The sequence below is a fragment of the Pseudomonas cremoricolorata genome (assembly GCF_000759535.1).
GTDB classification, from domain to species: Bacteria; Pseudomonadota; Gammaproteobacteria; order Pseudomonadales; family Pseudomonadaceae; genus Aquipseudomonas; species Aquipseudomonas cremoricolorata_A.
Genome location: NZ_CP009455.1, coordinates 506141 through 522520, shown reverse-complemented (window position 1 = coordinate 522520; position 16380 = coordinate 506141). Strand labels below are relative to the sequence as shown.

Sequence of the window (16380 nt, the reverse complement as noted above, 5' to 3'; positions counted from 1 at the left end):
ACTTCCGGGGCAAACGGAGCGGAAAACTCCTTGAGTTTCAACGAGTTAGATGTTCTGGCGGTGCTGGAGGTGCTTCGATCTGCTGATCGGCAGCGGTGAAAAAGGTGGTTGACAGCGGTGTTTAACGCTGTATGATTCGCCTCCCGCTACGAGTGATCGCAGCGAGCCAAGTGTTTGAAGTTGAACGAGATTCTCGCAAAATACTTCGAAATAAACGCTTGACAGACTTAGAGGAAAGCGTAGAATGCGCGCCTCGATTGAGACGAAAGACTCTTAACCAAACGCTCTTTAACAAATTGAATCAAGCAATTCGTGTGGGTGCTTGTGAGTACGGACTGATCGTCGCATAGATTATCAGCATCACAAGTGGCCATGCGAGAAATCACATAGTCATTTGAGATTGCTGAGCCAAGTTTAGGGTTTCTTAAAAACCCAAGCAGTATTGAACTGAAGAGTTTGATCATGGCTCAGATTGAACGCTGGCGGCAGGCCTAACACATGCAAGTCGAGCGGATGAGAAGAGCTTGCTCTTCGATTCAGCGGCGGACGGGTGAGTAATGCCTAGGAATCTGCCTGGTAGTGGGGGACAACGTCTCGAAAGGGACGCTAATACCGCATACGTCCTACGGGAGAAAGCAGGGGACCTTCGGGCCTTGCGCTATCAGATGAGCCTAGGTCGGATTAGCTTGTTGGTGAGGTAATGGCTCACCAAGGCGACGATCCGTAACTGGTCTGAGAGGATGATCAGTCACACTGGAACTGAGACACGGTCCAGACTCCTACGGGAGGCAGCAGTGGGGAATATTGGACAATGGGCGAAAGCCTGATCCAGCCATGCCGCGTGTGTGAAGAAGGTCTTCGGATTGTAAAGCACTTTAAGTTGGGAGGAAGGGCAATCAGCGAATACCTGGTTGTTTTGACGTTACCGACAGAATAAGCACCGGCTAACTCTGTGCCAGCAGCCGCGGTAATACAGAGGGTGCAAGCGTTAATCGGAATTACTGGGCGTAAAGCGCGCGTAGGTGGTTTGTTAAGTTGGATGTGAAAGCCCCGGGCTCAACCTGGGAACTGCATCCAAAACTGGCAAGCTAGAGTATGGTAGAGGGTGGTGGAATTTCCTGTGTAGCGGTGAAATGCGTAGATATAGGAAGGAACACCAGTGGCGAAGGCGACCACCTGGACTGATACTGACACTGAGGTGCGAAAGCGTGGGGAGCAAACAGGATTAGATACCCTGGTAGTCCACGCCGTAAACGATGTCAACTAGCCGTTGGAATCCTTGAGATTTTAGTGGCGCAGCTAACGCATTAAGTTGACCGCCTGGGGAGTACGGCCGCAAGGTTAAAACTCAAATGAATTGACGGGGGCCCGCACAAGCGGTGGAGCATGTGGTTTAATTCGAAGCAACGCGAAGAACCTTACCAGGCCTTGACATGCAGAGAACTTTCCAGAGATGGATGGGTGCCTTCGGGAACTCTGACACAGGTGCTGCATGGCTGTCGTCAGCTCGTGTCGTGAGATGTTGGGTTAAGTCCCGTAACGAGCGCAACCCTTGTCCTTAGTTACCAGCACGTTATGGTGGGCACTCTAAGGAGACTGCCGGTGACAAACCGGAGGAAGGTGGGGATGACGTCAAGTCATCATGGCCCTTACGGCCTGGGCTACACACGTGCTACAATGGTCGGTACAGAGGGTTGCCAAGCCGCGAGGTGGAGCTAATCTCACAAAACCGATCGTAGTCCGGATCGCAGTCTGCAACTCGACTGCGTGAAGTCGGAATCGCTAGTAATCGCGAATCAGAATGTCGCGGTGAATACGTTCCCGGGCCTTGTACACACCGCCCGTCACACCATGGGAGTGGGTTGCACCAGAAGTAGCTAGTCTAACCTTCGGGGGGACGGTTACCACGGTGTGATTCATGACTGGGGTGAAGTCGTAACAAGGTAGCCGTAGGGGAACCTGCGGCTGGATCACCTCCTTAATCGAAGACATCAGCCTGCTGATGAGCTCCCACACGAATTGCTTGATTCTTTGTACGAAGACGATGCTGTAACGCGACCCTGTTATAGGTCTGTAGCTCAGTTGGTTAGAGCGCACCCCTGATAAGGGTGAGGTCGGCAGTTCAAATCTGCCCAGACCTACCATTTCATGGTGCAGCCTAGAGATACGGGGCCATAGCTCAGCTGGGAGAGCGCCTGCCTTGCACGCAGGAGGTCAGCGGTTCGATCCCGCTTGGCTCCACCACCTTTTGCTGAAGTGTACGCTTGATCGTCGCACTGTTCAGAATACAGAAATGAACATTCCACTCGGGTAGCGAGTGAAGTGAATGTTGATTTCTGACTTTTGTCAGATCGTTCTTTAAAAATTCGGATATGTGATAGAAATAGACTGAACACCAGTTTCACTGCTGGTGGATCAGGCTAAGGTAAAATTTGTGAGTGCTCCTTGAGCACGCGAATTTTCGGCGAATGTCGTCTTCACAGTATAACCAGATTGCTTGGGGTTATATGGTCAAGTGAAGAAGCGCATACGGTGGATGCCTTGGCAGTCAGAGGCGATGAAAGACGTGGTAGCCTGCGAAAAGCTTTGGGGAGTCGGCAAACAGACTGTGATCCAGAGATCTCTGAATGGGGGAACCCACCTAGGATAACCTAGGTATCTTGTACTGAATACATAGGTGCAAGAAGCGAACCAGGGGAACTGAAACATCTAAGTACCCTGAGGAATAGAAATCAACCGAGATTCCCTTAGTAGTGGCGAGCGAACGGGGACCAGCCCTTAAGCCGGTTTGAGATTAGTGGAACGCTCTGGAAAGTGCGGCCATAGTGGGTGATAGCCCCGTACACGAAAATCTCTTGGCGGTGAAATCGAGTAGGACGGAGCACGAGAAACTTTGTCTGAATATGGGGGGACCATCCTCCAAGGCTAAATACTACTGACTGACCGATAGTGAACCAGTACCGTGAGGGAAAGGCGAAAAGAACCCCGGAGAGGGGAGTGAAATAGAACCTGAAACCGTATGCGTACAAGCAGTGGGAGCCTACTTTGTTAGGTGACTGCGTACCTTTTGTATAATGGGTCAGCGACTTATATTCAGTGGCGAGCTTAACCGAATAGGGGAGGCGTAGCGAAAGCGAGTCTTAATAGGGCGTTTAGTCGCTGGGTATAGACCCGAAACCGGGCGATCTATCCATGGGCAGGTTGAAGGTTAGGTAACACTGACTGGAGGACCGAACCGACTACCGTTGAAAAGTTAGCGGATGACCTGTGGATCGGAGTGAAAGGCTAATCAAGCTCGGAGATAGCTGGTTCTCCTCGAAAGCTATTTAGGTAGCGCCTCATGTATCACTGTAGGGGGTAGAGCACTGTTTCGGCTAGGGGGTCATCCCGACTTACCAAACCGATGCAAACTCCGAATACCTACAAGTGCCGAGCATGGGAGACACACGGCGGGTGCTAACGTCCGTCGTGAAAAGGGAAACAACCCAGACCGTCAGCTAAGGTCCCAAAGTCATGGTTAAGTGGGAAACGATGTGGGAAGGCTTAGACAGCTAGGAGGTTGGCTTAGAAGCAGCCATCCTTTAAAGAAAGCGTAATAGCTCACTAGTCGAGTCGGCCTGCGCGGAAGATGTAACGGGGCTCAAACCATGCACCGAAGCTACGGGTATCACCTCTGGTGATGCGGTAGAGGAGCGTTCTGTAAGCCTGTGAAGGTGAGTTGAGAAGCTTGCTGGAGGTATCAGAAGTGCGAATGCTGACATGAGTAACGACAATGCGAGTGAAAAACTCGCACGCCGAAAGACCAAGGTTTCCTGCGCAACGTTAATCGACGCAGGGTTAGTCGGTCCCTAAGGCGAGGCTGAAAAGCGTAGTCGATGGAAAACAGGTTAATATTCCTGTACTTCCGATTGTTGCGATGGAGGGACGGAGAAGGCTAGGCCAGCTTGGCGTTGGTTGTCCAAGTTTAAGGTGGTAGGCTGAGATCTTAGGCAAATCCGGGATCTTAAGGCCGAGAGCTGATGACGAGTTGCCTTTAGGCGACGAAGTGGTTGATGCCATGCTTCCAAGAAAAGCTCCTAAGCTTCAGACAATCGGGAACCGTACCCCAAACCGACACAGGTGGTTGGGTAGAGAATACCAAGGCGCTTGAGAGAACTCGGGTGAAGGAACTAGGCAAAATGGCACCGTAACTTCGGGAGAAGGTGCGCCGGTGAGGGTGAAGGACTTGCTCCGTAAGCTCATGCCGGTCGAAGATACCAGGCCGCTGCGACTGTTTATTAAAAACACAGCACTCTGCAAACACGAAAGTGGACGTATAGGGTGTGACGCCTGCCCGGTGCCGGAAGGTTAATTGATGGGGTTAGCGCAAGCGAAGCTCTTGATCGAAGCCCCGGTAAACGGCGGCCGTAACTATAACGGTCCTAAGGTAGCGAAATTCCTTGTCGGGTAAGTTCCGACCTGCACGAATGGCGTAACGATGGCGGCGCTGTCTCCACCCGAGACTCAGTGAAATTGAAATCGCTGTGAAGATGCAGTGTATCCGCGGCTAGACGGAAAGACCCCGTGAACCTTTACTATAGCTTTGCACTGGACTTTGAATTTGCTTGTGTAGGATAGGTGGGAGGCTTTGAAGTGGGGACGCCAGTTCTCATGGAGCCATCCTTGAAATACCACCCTGGCAACTTTGAGGTTCTAACTCAGGTCCGTCATCCGGATCGAGGACAGTGTATGGTGGGTAGTTTGACTGGGGCGGTCTCCTCCCAAAGAGTAACGGAGGAGTACGAAGGTGCGCTCAGACCGGTCGGAAATCGGTCGTAGAGTATAAAGGCAAAAGCGCGCTTGACTGCGAGACCCACACGTCGAGCAGGTACGAAAGTAGGTCTTAGTGATCCGGTGGTTCTGTATGGAAGGGCCATCGCTCAACGGATAAAAGGTACTCCGGGGATAACAGGCTGATACCGCCCAAGAGTTCATATCGACGGCGGTGTTTGGCACCTCGATGTCGGCTCATCACATCCTGGGGCTGAAGCCGGTCCCAAGGGTATGGCTGTTCGCCATTTAAAGTGGTACGCGAGCTGGGTTTAGAACGTCGTGAGACAGTTCGGTCCCTATCTGCCGTGGACGTTTGAGATTTGAGAGGGGCTGCTCCTAGTACGAGAGGACCGGAGTGGACGAACCTCTGGTGTTCCGGTTGTCACGCCAGTGGCATTGCCGGGTAGCTATGTTCGGAAGAGATAACCGCTGAAAGCATCTAAGCGGGAAACTTGCCTCAAGATGAGATCTCACTGGGATCTTGAATCCCCTGAAGGGCCGTCGAAGACTACGACGTTGATAGGTGGGGTGTGTAAGCGCTGTGAGGCGTTGAGCTAACCCATACTAATTGCCCGTGAGGCTTGACCATATAACACCCAAGCAATCTGCAACGCAGATTGTGGTGGTGAAGACGCTGAAACCGAAAATTCGCAGCTCACAGACATCACATATCCGAATGCGCTGGCACGTTCTCAGAACGCACCGGCTACCGAATTTCTTGACGACCATAGAGCATTGGAACCACCTGATCCCATCCCGAACTCAGCAGTGAAACGATGCATCGCCGATGGTAGTGTGGGGTTTCCCCATGTGAGAGTAGGTCATCGTCAAGATTCATTTCGCAAAACCCCTATCTGCGCAAGCAGGTAGGGGTTTTGTCTTTTCTGGCACAATACCCCGCGCGCCCGACGCCAGGGAGCCATCTCCCGTATCTGATGTCGGATCACTAGAATACAGCCGACGTACTTCTGCAGAAGCCAATCATGTCCGAATCCGTTGATCAGCCTGTGCTTAGCGAAATGCCGCTGAACCAGCTCATCGCCTGTCACGAATGTGACCTGCTGATGCACAAGCCGGTACTGCGCAAAGACGAGAAGGCTCAGTGCCCACGCTGTGGCTACGAGCTGTACGCCCAGCGTCACAACGTCGTCAACCGCAGCCTGGCGTTGGTACTGACGGCGCTGCTACTGTTCGTTCCCGCGAATTTCTTACCCATCATGCAATTGCACCTGCTGGGCCAGACGTCTGAAGATACGGTGTGGAGCGGTGTACTGGGGCTGTACAACTCGGACATGCGCGGTATTGCCGTGGTGGTGTTTCTTTGCAGCATGGCCATCCCGCTGCTGAAGTTGACCTGCCAGCTCGCAGTACTGCTCAGCATCCGTCTGAACGTAGGTCGTAGTTACGGTCTGTTCATTTATCGCATCTACCACCACGTCCGTGACTGGGGAATGCTGGAGGTCTACCTGATGGGTGTGCTGGTCGCAATCGTCAAACTGGTCGACATGGCTCAACTGACCATCGGCTTGGGCCTGGTGTGCTTCGTTGGCCTGTTGCTGGTACAGGTGTGGCTGGAGGTCGTTATGTCACCCCATCAAATATGGGTCGCGTTGTCGGGAGAGGACGTGCATGCGGGCGATTGATGCAGGGATCGTCGTGTGCAATGAGTGCCATGAGCTCAATCGCATTCCGGCACAAGGTCGGCTGGGGCACTGCAGTCGTTGCGGTGCGATCCTTCACGAGCGGCGACCCAATAGCATCACGCGCACATGGGCGTTGCTCTTCGCGGCGATGATTCTCTATATCCCAGCCAATGTGCTGCCCATCATGACCGTCAGCAGTCTGGGCCAGGGCACGCCGGATACGATCATGTCAGGGGTCATTGCCCTGATGCAGCACGGCATGCTGCCGATCGCTGCGGTAGTGTTCGTGGCCAGTATCCTGGTGCCTACGTTCAAGTTGATCGGCATTGCCCTGTTGTTGTATTCGGTCCAGCGCCATCAACCGCTTTCGGCGCGGCAGAGAATCTGGATGTATCGCTTCATCGAATTCATCGGGCGCTGGTCCATGCTGGACATCTTCGTCATTGCCATCCTCGTGGCGTTGGTGAATTTCGGCCGCATCGCCAGTGTCGAAGCCAATCTAGGCGCTGTCGCCTTTGCCAGCGTGGTGATCCTGACCATGTTTGCAGCGTTAACTTTCGATCCCCGTCTGATCTGGGATAACACGGAGTCGGATGACGACCATGAGTGATTTGCCTACGGCTAAAACCCGCCCCGCTTCAAACTGGTCGGCCATCTGGATTCTTCCGCTCATTGCCCTGTTCATTGGCGGCTGGCTGGCCTTTCAGGCCTATCGCGACGCCGGTGTGGAAATCGAGGTGCGGTTCAAGACGGGCGAGGGTATCGTCGCCAATAAAACCGAAGTCATCTACAAAGGGATGTCGGTCGGTAAGGTCAAATCCTTGGTGCTCGACGACGAGGGGCGTAACACCGGGGTGATCGCCACCATCGAGATGAACAAGGCCGCGCAGGACCACCTGACCACCGGTACGCGCTTCTGGCTAGTCAAGCCAAGTGTCTCCCTGGCGGGCATCTCGGGCCTGGAAACCTTGGTATCGGGCAACTACATTGCCATCGATCCTGGCAAGGGCGAGCCGGTCAAGCGCTTCACGGCGCTGTCGGAGGCGCCGCCTTTATCGGACAACGAACCCGGCCTGCACCTTACGCTCAAGGCAGAGCGTCTAGGGTCGCTCAATCGCGACAGCCCGGTGTTCTACAAGCAGATCCAGGTCGGCCGCGTGAAGAGCTACCGCCTTCTGGAAGACCAGGACATGGTCGAGATCAAGATCTTCATCCAGCCCGCGTACGCCAATCTGGTGCGTAAACACACGCGCTTCTGGAATGCCAGTGGGGTGAGCATCAATGCCGACCTGTCAGGGGTCAAGGTGCGCACCGAGTCGCTGGCGAGCATCGTCTCCGGCGGCATTGCGTTCGCCACACCGGAGCATCGCAAGGACAGTCCCCCGACCGATCCAAGTCTGCCATTTCGCCTGTATGAAGACTTCGATGCTGCCCAGGCAGGTATTCGCATCAAGCTCAAGCTGACGGACTTCGAGGGCCTGCAGGCCGGACGCACACCGGTGATGTACAAAGGCATCCAGGTCGGCTCGCTGAAGACAATGAAGATCGATGAAGACCTCACCGGCGCCACTGCCGAGTTGACCATGGACCCGCTGGCTGAAGACTTCCTGGTTTCCGGCACCCAGTTCTGGGTGGTCAAACCATCGATTTCCCTGGCGGGTATCACTGGGCTCGAGGCGCTGGTCAAGGGTAACTACATTGCCATTCGCCCTGGGGAAAAAGGTTCTGCGCCGTCGCGGGAGTTCGAGGCGAGGGCCAAAGCGCCGCCGCTCGATCTGAAGGCTCCAGGTCTGCACCTGGTGTTGTTCGCCGATACGCTGGGTTCGGTCGAGGTGGGCAGTCCGGTGATGTACCGGCAGGTCAAAGTAGGTAATGTGCAGAGCTATCAGTTCGCGCGCGACAGCAAGCGGATTCTGATTGGCGTACACATCGAGAAGGAATACCAGCACCTGGTCAATGGCTCGACGCGTTTCTGGAATTCCAGTGGCATCACGCTCACGGGCGGTCTTTCAGGAATCAAGATCCAGAGTGAATCACTGCAAACACTGATGGCCGGAGGTATCACCTTCGATACGCCACAGGCCAACGTGCCCCTGAAGCGGCACATTCCGCGTTTCCGCCTGCACGAGAATCAGGAGGCCGCGAACCGTGCGGGCACCCTGATCACCATTCGGGTCGAACGCGCGGACGGTCTCAAGCCGGGTACGCCTATCCGCTTCCGCGGCCTTGAAGTGGGCAGTATCGAAAGCGTCGATCTTACCGCCGACCTGCAGGCAGTGTTGCTGCGTGCACGTATCACCGAGGTGCCGGAGCGCATTGCCCGAGTCGGCACGCAGTTCTGGGTCGTCAAGCCAGCGTTCGGCCTGGCGCGTACCGAGAACCTCGATACCTTGGTGGGCGGTCAGTATCTGGAGGTCAAACCTGCAGCCAGGGTGCAGGCGCCACAGCGTGACTTCATCGCGCTGTCCGAGGCCCCGGTGGTCAAGGAGGCCGAAGTGGGCCTGCCGCTGACGCTGAGCGCCGCCAGACGCGGTTCGATCAAGCCAGGTGTGCCGGTCACCTACCGCGAGGTCAAGGTCGGCAAGGTGACCAGTTATGAACTGGGGCAAAGCGCTGATCGCGTGTTGATTCACGTGTTGATCGAGCCGCGTTACGCTGGACTGGTGCGTGGCGGGAGCCGTTTCTGGAACAGCAGCGGCTTTGGCTTCGACTGGGGGCTGATCAAAGGTGCCACCTTGCGTACCGAGTCCGTCGAGACCCTGATCGATGGTGGTATCGCCTTCGCCACGCCCGAAGGGGAGCAGATGGGCAATCCGGCCCGACCGAATCAGACCTTCGCGCTATTCGACAAAGCCGAAGACCCATGGCTGGAGTGGGCGCCGAAGATTCCTCTGGCCAAATAGAACGGCAACCTGCTACCCGGCCATCGCGCCGGGTAGCGAATCAGAACCGAATTGCAGACAACAAAAAACCGACCCTAGGGTCGGTTTTTTATGAACACGTGCTTCGCTTAGGCAGCAGCGGCTTCTTTCAGCGCCTTGATGTGCGCGTTCAGACGGCCTTTGTGGCGAGCAGCTTTGTTCTTGTGGATGATGCCTTTATCGGCCATACGGTCGATAACTGGCACAGCCAGGGTGTAAGCCGATTGTGCTTTTTCGGCATCTTTGGCGTCGATGGCCTTAACTACGTTTTTGATGTAGGTACGGACCATGGAACGCAGGCTGGCGTTGTGGCTGCGACGCTTCTCAGCCTGCTTTGCACGTTTCTTGGCGGAAGGTGAGTTGGCCACCGTCGAGCTCCTCGAAAGACTTTTGGATAAATGACAAGCAAATAAGGCCGCGAATCATGCCGATGAGTTCATCGGTTGTCAAGGCCATATGCAGGGTCCCGCTGAGTGGCAGCAGTGCTGGAAGGAGTGGATTCCATTCTGCGCCGCGACCTGTAAACTCGGGAAATTTGGCTCCCCCTGCAGCGAGCGCGGGAGTATCGCATATTCGAGCGTCGACTGGCAGCGCTCCTCGTCCCCTGGCGTAAAACTTTTCCATGAATCTGCTTCGATCCCTGGCCGCGGTCAGCTCCATCACCATGATTTCCCGTGTGCTGGGGTTCATCCGCGACACCATTCTGGCGCGCATCTTCGGTGCAGGCGTTGCGACGGACGCCTTTTTCATTGCCTTCAAGCTGCCCAACCTGCTGCGCCGAATCTTCGCCGAGGGCGCCTTCTCGCAAGCCTTCGTGCCGATTCTTGCCGAATACAAGACGCAGCAGGGCGAGGAGGCCACCCGCACCTTCATTGCCTATGTCAGTGGCCTGCTGACGCTGGTGCTGGCATTGGTGACCGCCGTCGGCATCCTGGCCGCGCCCTGGGTGGTGTGGGTGACGGCGCCGGGTTTTGTCGACAGCAGTGAAAAATACGAACTGACCAGCGCGCTGCTGCGGGTGACCTTTCCTTATATATTGCTGATCTCGTTGTCGTCCCTGGCTGGCGCGATCCTCAATACCTGGAACCGCTTTACCGTCCCGGCGTTCACCCCGACCTTGCTCAACGTCGCGATGATCGCCTTCGCCGTCTTCCTCACGCCGTATTTCGATCCGCCGATCATGGCCCTTGCCTGGGGCGTTCTGGCCGGTGGCCTGGCGCAGTTGCTCTATCAACTGCCGGCACTCAAGCGCATCGGTATGCTCGTGCTGCCACGCCTGAATGTGCGCGACGCCGGGGTATGGCGTGTCCTGAAACAGATGTTGCCGGCGATTCTGGGTGTATCGGTGAGTCAGATTTCTCTGATCATCAACACGATTTTTGCCTCGTTTCTGGTCGCAGGTTCCGTGTCGTGGATGTACTACGCCGACCGCCTGATGGAGCTACCGTCCGGTGTGCTGGGCGTGGCGCTCGGCACCATCTTGCTGCCGACGCTGGCCAAGACCTACGCCAACCGCGATCGTCACGAGTACTCGCGGATTCTCGACTGGGGCCTGCGTCTGTGCTTCCTGCTGGTGCTGCCGTGTACGCTGGCCCTGGCGATTCTGGCCGAACCGCTCACCGTCGCGCTGTTCCAGTACGGCAAGTTTACCGCTTTCGATGCCGCCATGACCCAGCGCGCTCTTATGGCCTACTCGGTCGGGCTGCTGGCGATCATCCTGGTCAAGGTGCTGGCCCCCGGCTTCTATGCCCAGCAGAACATTCGCACGCCAGTGAAGATCGCCGTCTTCACGCTGATCTCCACGCAACTGCTGAACCTCGCGCTGGTGGGGCCGCTGCAACATGCAGGCCTGGCCCTGGCGATCAGCATCGGCGCGTGCCTGAACGCGGGTCTGCTGTACTGGCGCCTGCGCAGCCAGCAGCTGTTCCAGCCGCAACCAGGTTGGGCGGTATTTCTGCTCAAGCTGGTTGCAGCGGTGCTGCTGATGAGTGCGGTACTGATCGGCGGCATGCACCTGATGCCGGCCTGGGCCGAGGGCAACATGGCTGAGCGGTTCCTGCGTCTGGGGGCGCTGATCGTGGCCGGTGTGGTGAGCTATTTTGGCTGTCTGCTGCTGTGTGGCATGCGTCCGCGGCACTTCGCACGCAAGGCGCTGCACTGAGGCCTGGACAGGTCAGGCATCGGATTTTCATCGTCAATGCCACCTGCGGATGCTGCTGTCTGTCGCCAGCGTCCGGGTGTGGTTATAATCGACCACTTTATGAGCAAGAAGCGCGCTATGCAGCTGGTTCGAGGTCTTCACAACCTTCGCCCCGAGCACCGGGGCTGTGTCGCCACCATTGGCAACTTCGACGGGGTTCACCGTGGCCACCAGGCTATCCTGGGGCGTCTGCGTGAGCGTGGTCAGGCGCTGGGTCTGCCGACCTGCGTGGTGATCTTCGAGCCGCAGCCGCGTGAATATTTCGCCCCTGACTCGGCCCCGGCGCGCCTTGCGCGGCTGCGCGACAAGATCGAGCTGCTGCAGGCCGAAGGCGTCGACCAGGTGCTGTGCCTGGCCTTCAATCAGCAACTCAGCGCGCTCGGCGCCAGCGAGTTCGTCGACGCGATCATGGTCAAGGGGCTGGATGTGCGTCACCTGGAAGTGGGTGACGATTTCCGTTTTGGCTGCGACCGCGCGGGGGATTTCGCTTTCCTCAGCGACATGGGCCGCCAGCACGGCTTCAGCGTCGAAGCCGCGCAAACCGTGGTGCAGGACGGCATGCGCGTCAGCAGCACGCAGGTTCGCAAGGCGCTGGCCGAGGCCGACTTCGAACTCGCAGCTGATCTGCTCGGCCGCCCGTACCGTATTTGCGGGCGGGTGCTGCATGGCCAGAAACTGGCGCGCCAGTTGGGCACGCCCACTGCCAACATCCAGCTCAAGCGCCGCCACGTGCCGCTGTCGGGGGTCTACCTGACCAGCGCCGAGATCGACGGCAAGCATTGGCCGGGCATCGCCAACATCGGCGTGCGCCCAAGTGTCGCCGGCGACGGCCGACCCCACCTGGAAATCCATCTGCTGGATTTTGCCGGTGATCTCTACGACCGGCGTCTGGCTGTGCAATTTCACCACAAGCTGCGCGAAGAGCAGCGTTTCGCCTCGCTCGAGGCGCTCAAGTCGGCGATCGACGCGGACATCGCCGCCGCACGTGCCCACTGGCACGCTCAACCGCTAACCAAGAGCCTGAAATGACCGACTACAAAGCCACGCTAAACCTACCGGACACCGCCTTCCCCATGAAGGCCGGCCTGCCTCAGCGCGAACCGCAGATTCTGCAGCGCTGGGACAGCATTGGCCTGTACGGGAAGCTGCGCGAGATTGGCAAGGATCGTCCGAAGTTCGTCCTGCACGACGGTCCGCCCTACGCCAACGGCAAGATTCACATCGGTCATGCGCTGAACAAGATCCTCAAGGACATGATCATCCGCTCCAAGACCTTGTCCGGCTTCGACGCGCCGTACGTGCCCGGCTGGGACTGCCATGGTCTGCCCATCGAGCACAAGGTCGAGGTCACCCATGGCAAGCACCTGACCCCTGATCAGACCCGCGAGCTGTGCCGTGCCTACGCTGCCGAGCAGATCGAAGGACAGAAGAGCGAGTTCATTCGCCTGGGCGTGCTGGGTGACTGGGACAACCCCTACAAGACCATGAACTTCGCCAACGAGGCCGGCGAGATCCGCGCCCTGGCGGAGATGGTCAAGCAAGGTTTCGTGTTCAAGGGCTTGAAGCCCGTGAACTGGTGCTTCGACTGCGGTTCGGCATTGGCCGAAGCCGAGGTCGAATACGCCGACAAGACCTCGCAGACCCTCGATGTCGCCTTCCCGATTTCCGATGCCGACAGCGCCAAGCTGGCCGCCGCCTTTGGCCTGGCCGAGCTGAGCAAGCCTGCGGCCATGGTGATCTGGACCACCACCCCGTGGACCATCCCGGCCAACCAGGGTCTGAGCGTGCATGCCGAGTTCAGCTATGCGCTGGTCGATATCGGCGACCGCCTGCTGGTGCTGGCCGAAGAGCTGGTGCCGGCGTGCCTGCAGCGTTATGGCCGTGAAGGCCAGGTCATCGCCACCGCCACCGGCGCGGCGCTGGAGCTGATCAACTTCCGTCACCCGTTCTACGATCGCCTGTCGCCGGTGTACCTGGCCGACTACGTCGAGTTGGGCGCCGGTACCGGCATCGTCCATACCTCGCCATCCTATGGCGAGGACGACTTCGTCACCTGCAAGCGCTATGGCATGCACAACGACGAAATCCTCGCTCCGGTGCAGAGCAACGGCGTCTACGTGCCTGACCTGGAGTTCTTCGGCGGTCAGTTCATCTTCAAGGTCGGGCCGGCGATCATCGACAAGCTGCGTGAAGTCGATGCATTGATGCACACCGAGAACATCAAGCACAGCTACATGCACTGCTGGCGCCACAAGACGCCGCTGATCTACCGCGCCACCGCGCAGTGGTTCGTTGGCATGGACCGCGAGCCGCACAACGGCGAGCCGCTGCGCGCGCGCGCCCTCAAGGCCGTTGAAGAAACCAAGTTCGTTCCGGCCTGGGGTCAGGCGCGGCTGCACGCGATGATCGCCAACCGCCCTGACTGGTGCATCTCGCGCCAGCGTAACTGGGGCGTGCCGATTCCGTTCTTCCTCAACCGCCAGACCGGCGAGTTGCACCCGCGCACCGTCGAGCTGATGGAAGAGGTTGCCCAGCGTGTCGAGCAGCAAGGCATCGAAGCCTGGTTCAAGCTCGACAGCGCCGAGCTGCTCGGTGATGAGGCCGACCAGTACGAGAAGATCGCCGACACCCTGGATGTGTGGTTCGATTCCGGTACCACCCACTGGCACGTACTGCGTGGCTCCCACGACATCGGCCATGCCACCGGCCCGCGTGCCGACCTGTACCTGGAAGGTTCCGACCAGCACCGCGGCTGGTTCCATTCTTCCTTGCTGACCGGTTGCGCCATCGATGGCCACGCGCCGTACCGCGAGCTGCTGACCCACGGCTTCACCGTGGACGAGAACGGCCGCAAGATGTCCAAGTCGCTGGGCAACACCATCGAGCCGGACAAGGTCAACAACACCCTGGGCGCCGACATCATGCGTCTGTGGGTATCGGCCACCGACTATTCCGGTGAAATGGCGGTCTCGGACCAGATTCTCCAGCGCAGCGCCGATGCCTACCGGCGGATTCGCAACACCGCGCGCTTCCTGCTTTCCAACCTGTCCGGCTTCGACCCGGCGCGCGACCTGCTGCAACCCGAGCAGATGATCGCCCTCGACCGCTGGGCGGTGGATCGCACCTTGCTTCTGCAACGCGAGTTGCAAGAGCACTACGGCGAGTACCGCTTCTGGAACGTCTACTCCAAGGTGCACAACTTCTGTGTCCAGGAGCTGGGCGGCTTCTACCTCGACATCATCAAGGACCGTCAGTACACCACCGGCGCCAACAGCGTTGCGCGTCGCTCGTGCCAGACCGCGCTGTACCACATCAGCGAGGCGCTGGTGCGCTGGATCGCACCGATTCTGGCGTTCACCGCAGACGAGCTGTGGCAGTACCTGCCAGGTGAGCGCAACGAATCGGTGATGCTCAACACCTGGTACGAAGGCCTGGCCGAGTTGCCCGAAGGCCTCGAGCTCGATCGTGCGTACTGGGATCGCGTCATGGCGGTCAAGGCGGCGGTCAACAAGGAGCTGGAGAACCAGCGGGCGGCCAAGGTCATCGGCGGCAACCTGCAGGCCGAAGTGACCCTGTTCGCTGCGGACGACCTGAGCGCCGACCTGCACAAGCTCGGTGACGAACTGCGCTTCGTGCTGATCACCTCGGCCGCCAGCGTGCTGCCGCTGGCCGACGCACCGGCCGAGGCCGTCGCCACGGAAGTGGAAGGCCTGAAACTGAGCGTGGTCAAGTCTGGCCATGCCAAGTGCGGTCGTTGCTGGCACTTCCGCGCCGATGTCGGCAGCCACCCGGAGCACCCGGAAATCTGCACGCGCTGCGTCGATAACCTGAGCGGTAATGGCGAGGTGCGCCACTATGCCTAACCCTTCGGTGGGGCGCTTCGGGCGCCTTTCCTGGCTGTGGCTCAGCCTGGTGGTCCTGGTCCTCGACCAGGCCACCAAGCTGTACTTCGACGGCAACCTGAGCATGTACCAGCAGATCGTGGTCATTCCCGACTACTTCAGCTGGACCCTGGCCTACAACACTGGCGCCGCCTTCAGCTTCCTCGCCGATGGCGCGGGCTGGCAGCGCTGGCTGTTCGCCCTGATCGCCATCGTGGTCAGCACCGTGCTGGTGGTCTGGCTCAAGCGCCTGGGGCGCAACGAGACCTGGCTGGCCGTGGCGCTGGCGCTGGTGCTCGGCGGTGCGCTGGGTAACCTGTACGACCGTATCGTGCTCGGCCATGTGATCGACTTCATTCTGGTGCACTGGCAGAACCGCCACTACTTCCCGGCCTTCAACCTCGCCGACAGCGCCATTTGCGTGGGCGCGGTGATGCTGGCGCTGGATATGTTCAAGAGCAAGAAGTCCGAGGAGCCGGTCAATGACTGATACCCGCATCGCCCAGAACACGGAAGTGACCTTGCACTTCGCCTTGCATCTGGAAAACGGCGATACCGTGGACAGCACCTTCGACAAGTCGCCGGCCACCTTCAAGGTCGGCGATGGCAGCCTGCTGCCAGGTTTTGAAACCGCCCTGTTCGGGTTCAAGGCCGGTGACCGTCGCAGCCTGTCGATCGCCCCGGAAAACGCCTTCGGCCAGCCCAATCCGCAGAATGTGCAGGTCATGCCGCGCTCGCAGTTCAATGACATGGAGTTGTCCGAAGGACTGCTGGTGATCTTCAACGACGCCGCCAACGCCGAGCTGCCTGGTGTCGTCAAAGCCTTCGATGAAGAGCAGGTCACCATCGACTTCAATCACCCACTGGCTGGCAAGACCTTGAGCTTCGAGGTGGAGATCCTCGAGGTGAAGGCGCTGTAAGCC

The 16380-nt window shown here is 58.2% G+C and carries 9 protein-coding genes, 2 tRNA genes and 3 rRNA genes; 13 read left to right on the top strand and 1 reads right to left on the bottom strand.

All coding sequences use genetic code 11. From position 1 onward, the window contains the following. Positions 1–444 precede the first annotated feature (444 nt). From LK03_RS02375 to LK03_RS02340, 8 genes are all read left to right on the top strand, one after another. Positions 445–1981, top strand: a 16S ribosomal RNA gene (locus tag LK03_RS02375). 86 nt (positions 1982–2067) lie between these two features. Then, positions 2068–2144: transfer RNA gene (locus LK03_RS02370), tRNA-Ile, on the top strand. 24 nt (positions 2145–2168) lie between these two features. Then, positions 2169–2244, top strand: a tRNA-Ala gene (locus tag LK03_RS02365). Between the two features lie 265 nt (positions 2245–2509). Then, positions 2510–5401: ribosomal RNA gene (locus LK03_RS02360) — 23S ribosomal RNA — on the top strand. 128 nt (positions 5402–5529) lie between these two features. Next, a 5S ribosomal RNA gene (gene rrf, locus LK03_RS02355) occupies positions 5530–5645 on the top strand. The 16S, 23S and 5S rRNA genes sit together here with 2 tRNA genes alongside, the layout of an rRNA operon. A gap of 150 nt (positions 5646–5795) precedes the next feature. Continuing rightward, on the top strand, positions 5796–6455 hold the full coding sequence (locus tag LK03_RS02350; RefSeq protein ID WP_038410906.1) for a paraquat-inducible protein A: 660 nt from the start codon (positions 5796–5798) through the stop codon (positions 6453–6455). Continuing rightward, positions 6442–7065, top strand: a complete 624-nt coding sequence (locus LK03_RS02345; protein ID WP_038410905.1) for a paraquat-inducible protein A — start codon at positions 6442–6444, stop codon at positions 7063–7065. The genes LK03_RS02350 and LK03_RS02345 overlap by 14 nt, the downstream gene beginning before the upstream one ends. After that, complete coding sequence (locus LK03_RS02340) at positions 7058–9358, top strand: PqiB family protein (protein WP_038410904.1); 2301 nt, start codon at positions 7058–7060, stop codon at positions 9356–9358. The genes LK03_RS02345 and LK03_RS02340 overlap by 8 nt, the downstream gene beginning before the upstream one ends. 107 nt (positions 9359–9465) lie before the next feature. On the opposite strand, the gene rpsT is transcribed toward LK03_RS02340, so the two are convergent. Further along, complete coding sequence (rpsT, locus tag LK03_RS02335) at positions 9466–9744, bottom strand: 30S ribosomal protein S20 (protein WP_028695915.1); 279 nt, start codon at positions 9742–9744, stop codon at positions 9466–9468. A gap of 254 nt (positions 9745–9998) precedes the next feature. On the opposite strand from rpsT, the gene murJ reads away from it, so the two are divergent. The 5 genes from murJ to fkpB all read left to right on the top strand — a co-directional run bounded on the left by murJ (position 9999) and on the right by fkpB (position 16377). Continuing rightward, the gene (gene murJ / locus LK03_RS02330) at positions 9999–11537 is read left to right on the top strand and encodes a murein biosynthesis integral membrane protein MurJ (RefSeq protein WP_038410903.1); all 1539 of its coding nucleotides are present in this window, start codon (positions 9999–10001) and stop codon (positions 11535–11537) included. Between the two features lie 117 nt (positions 11538–11654). Then, positions 11655–12605 carry a bifunctional riboflavin kinase/FAD synthetase gene (gene ribF / locus LK03_RS02325; protein ID WP_038410902.1) on the top strand — a complete coding sequence of 317 codons (951 nt, stop codon included), beginning with the start codon at positions 11655–11657 and terminating at the stop codon, positions 12603–12605. Next, positions 12602–15439, top strand: coding sequence for an isoleucine--tRNA ligase (ileS, locus tag LK03_RS02320; protein WP_038410901.1), 2838 nt, complete (start codon positions 12602–12604; stop codon positions 15437–15439). Before ribF ends, ileS begins: the two co-directional genes overlap by 4 nt. Further along, positions 15432–15947, top strand: coding sequence for a signal peptidase II (gene lspA, locus LK03_RS02315; RefSeq protein WP_038410900.1), 516 nt, complete (start codon positions 15432–15434; stop codon positions 15945–15947). The genes ileS and lspA overlap by 8 nt, the downstream gene beginning before the upstream one ends. After that, the gene (gene fkpB / locus LK03_RS02310; RefSeq protein ID WP_038410899.1) at positions 15940–16377 is read left to right on the top strand and encodes an FKBP-type peptidyl-prolyl cis-trans isomerase; all 438 of its coding nucleotides are present in this window, start codon (positions 15940–15942) and stop codon (positions 16375–16377) included. Before lspA ends, fkpB begins: the two co-directional genes overlap by 8 nt. Positions 16378–16380 lie beyond the last annotated feature (3 nt).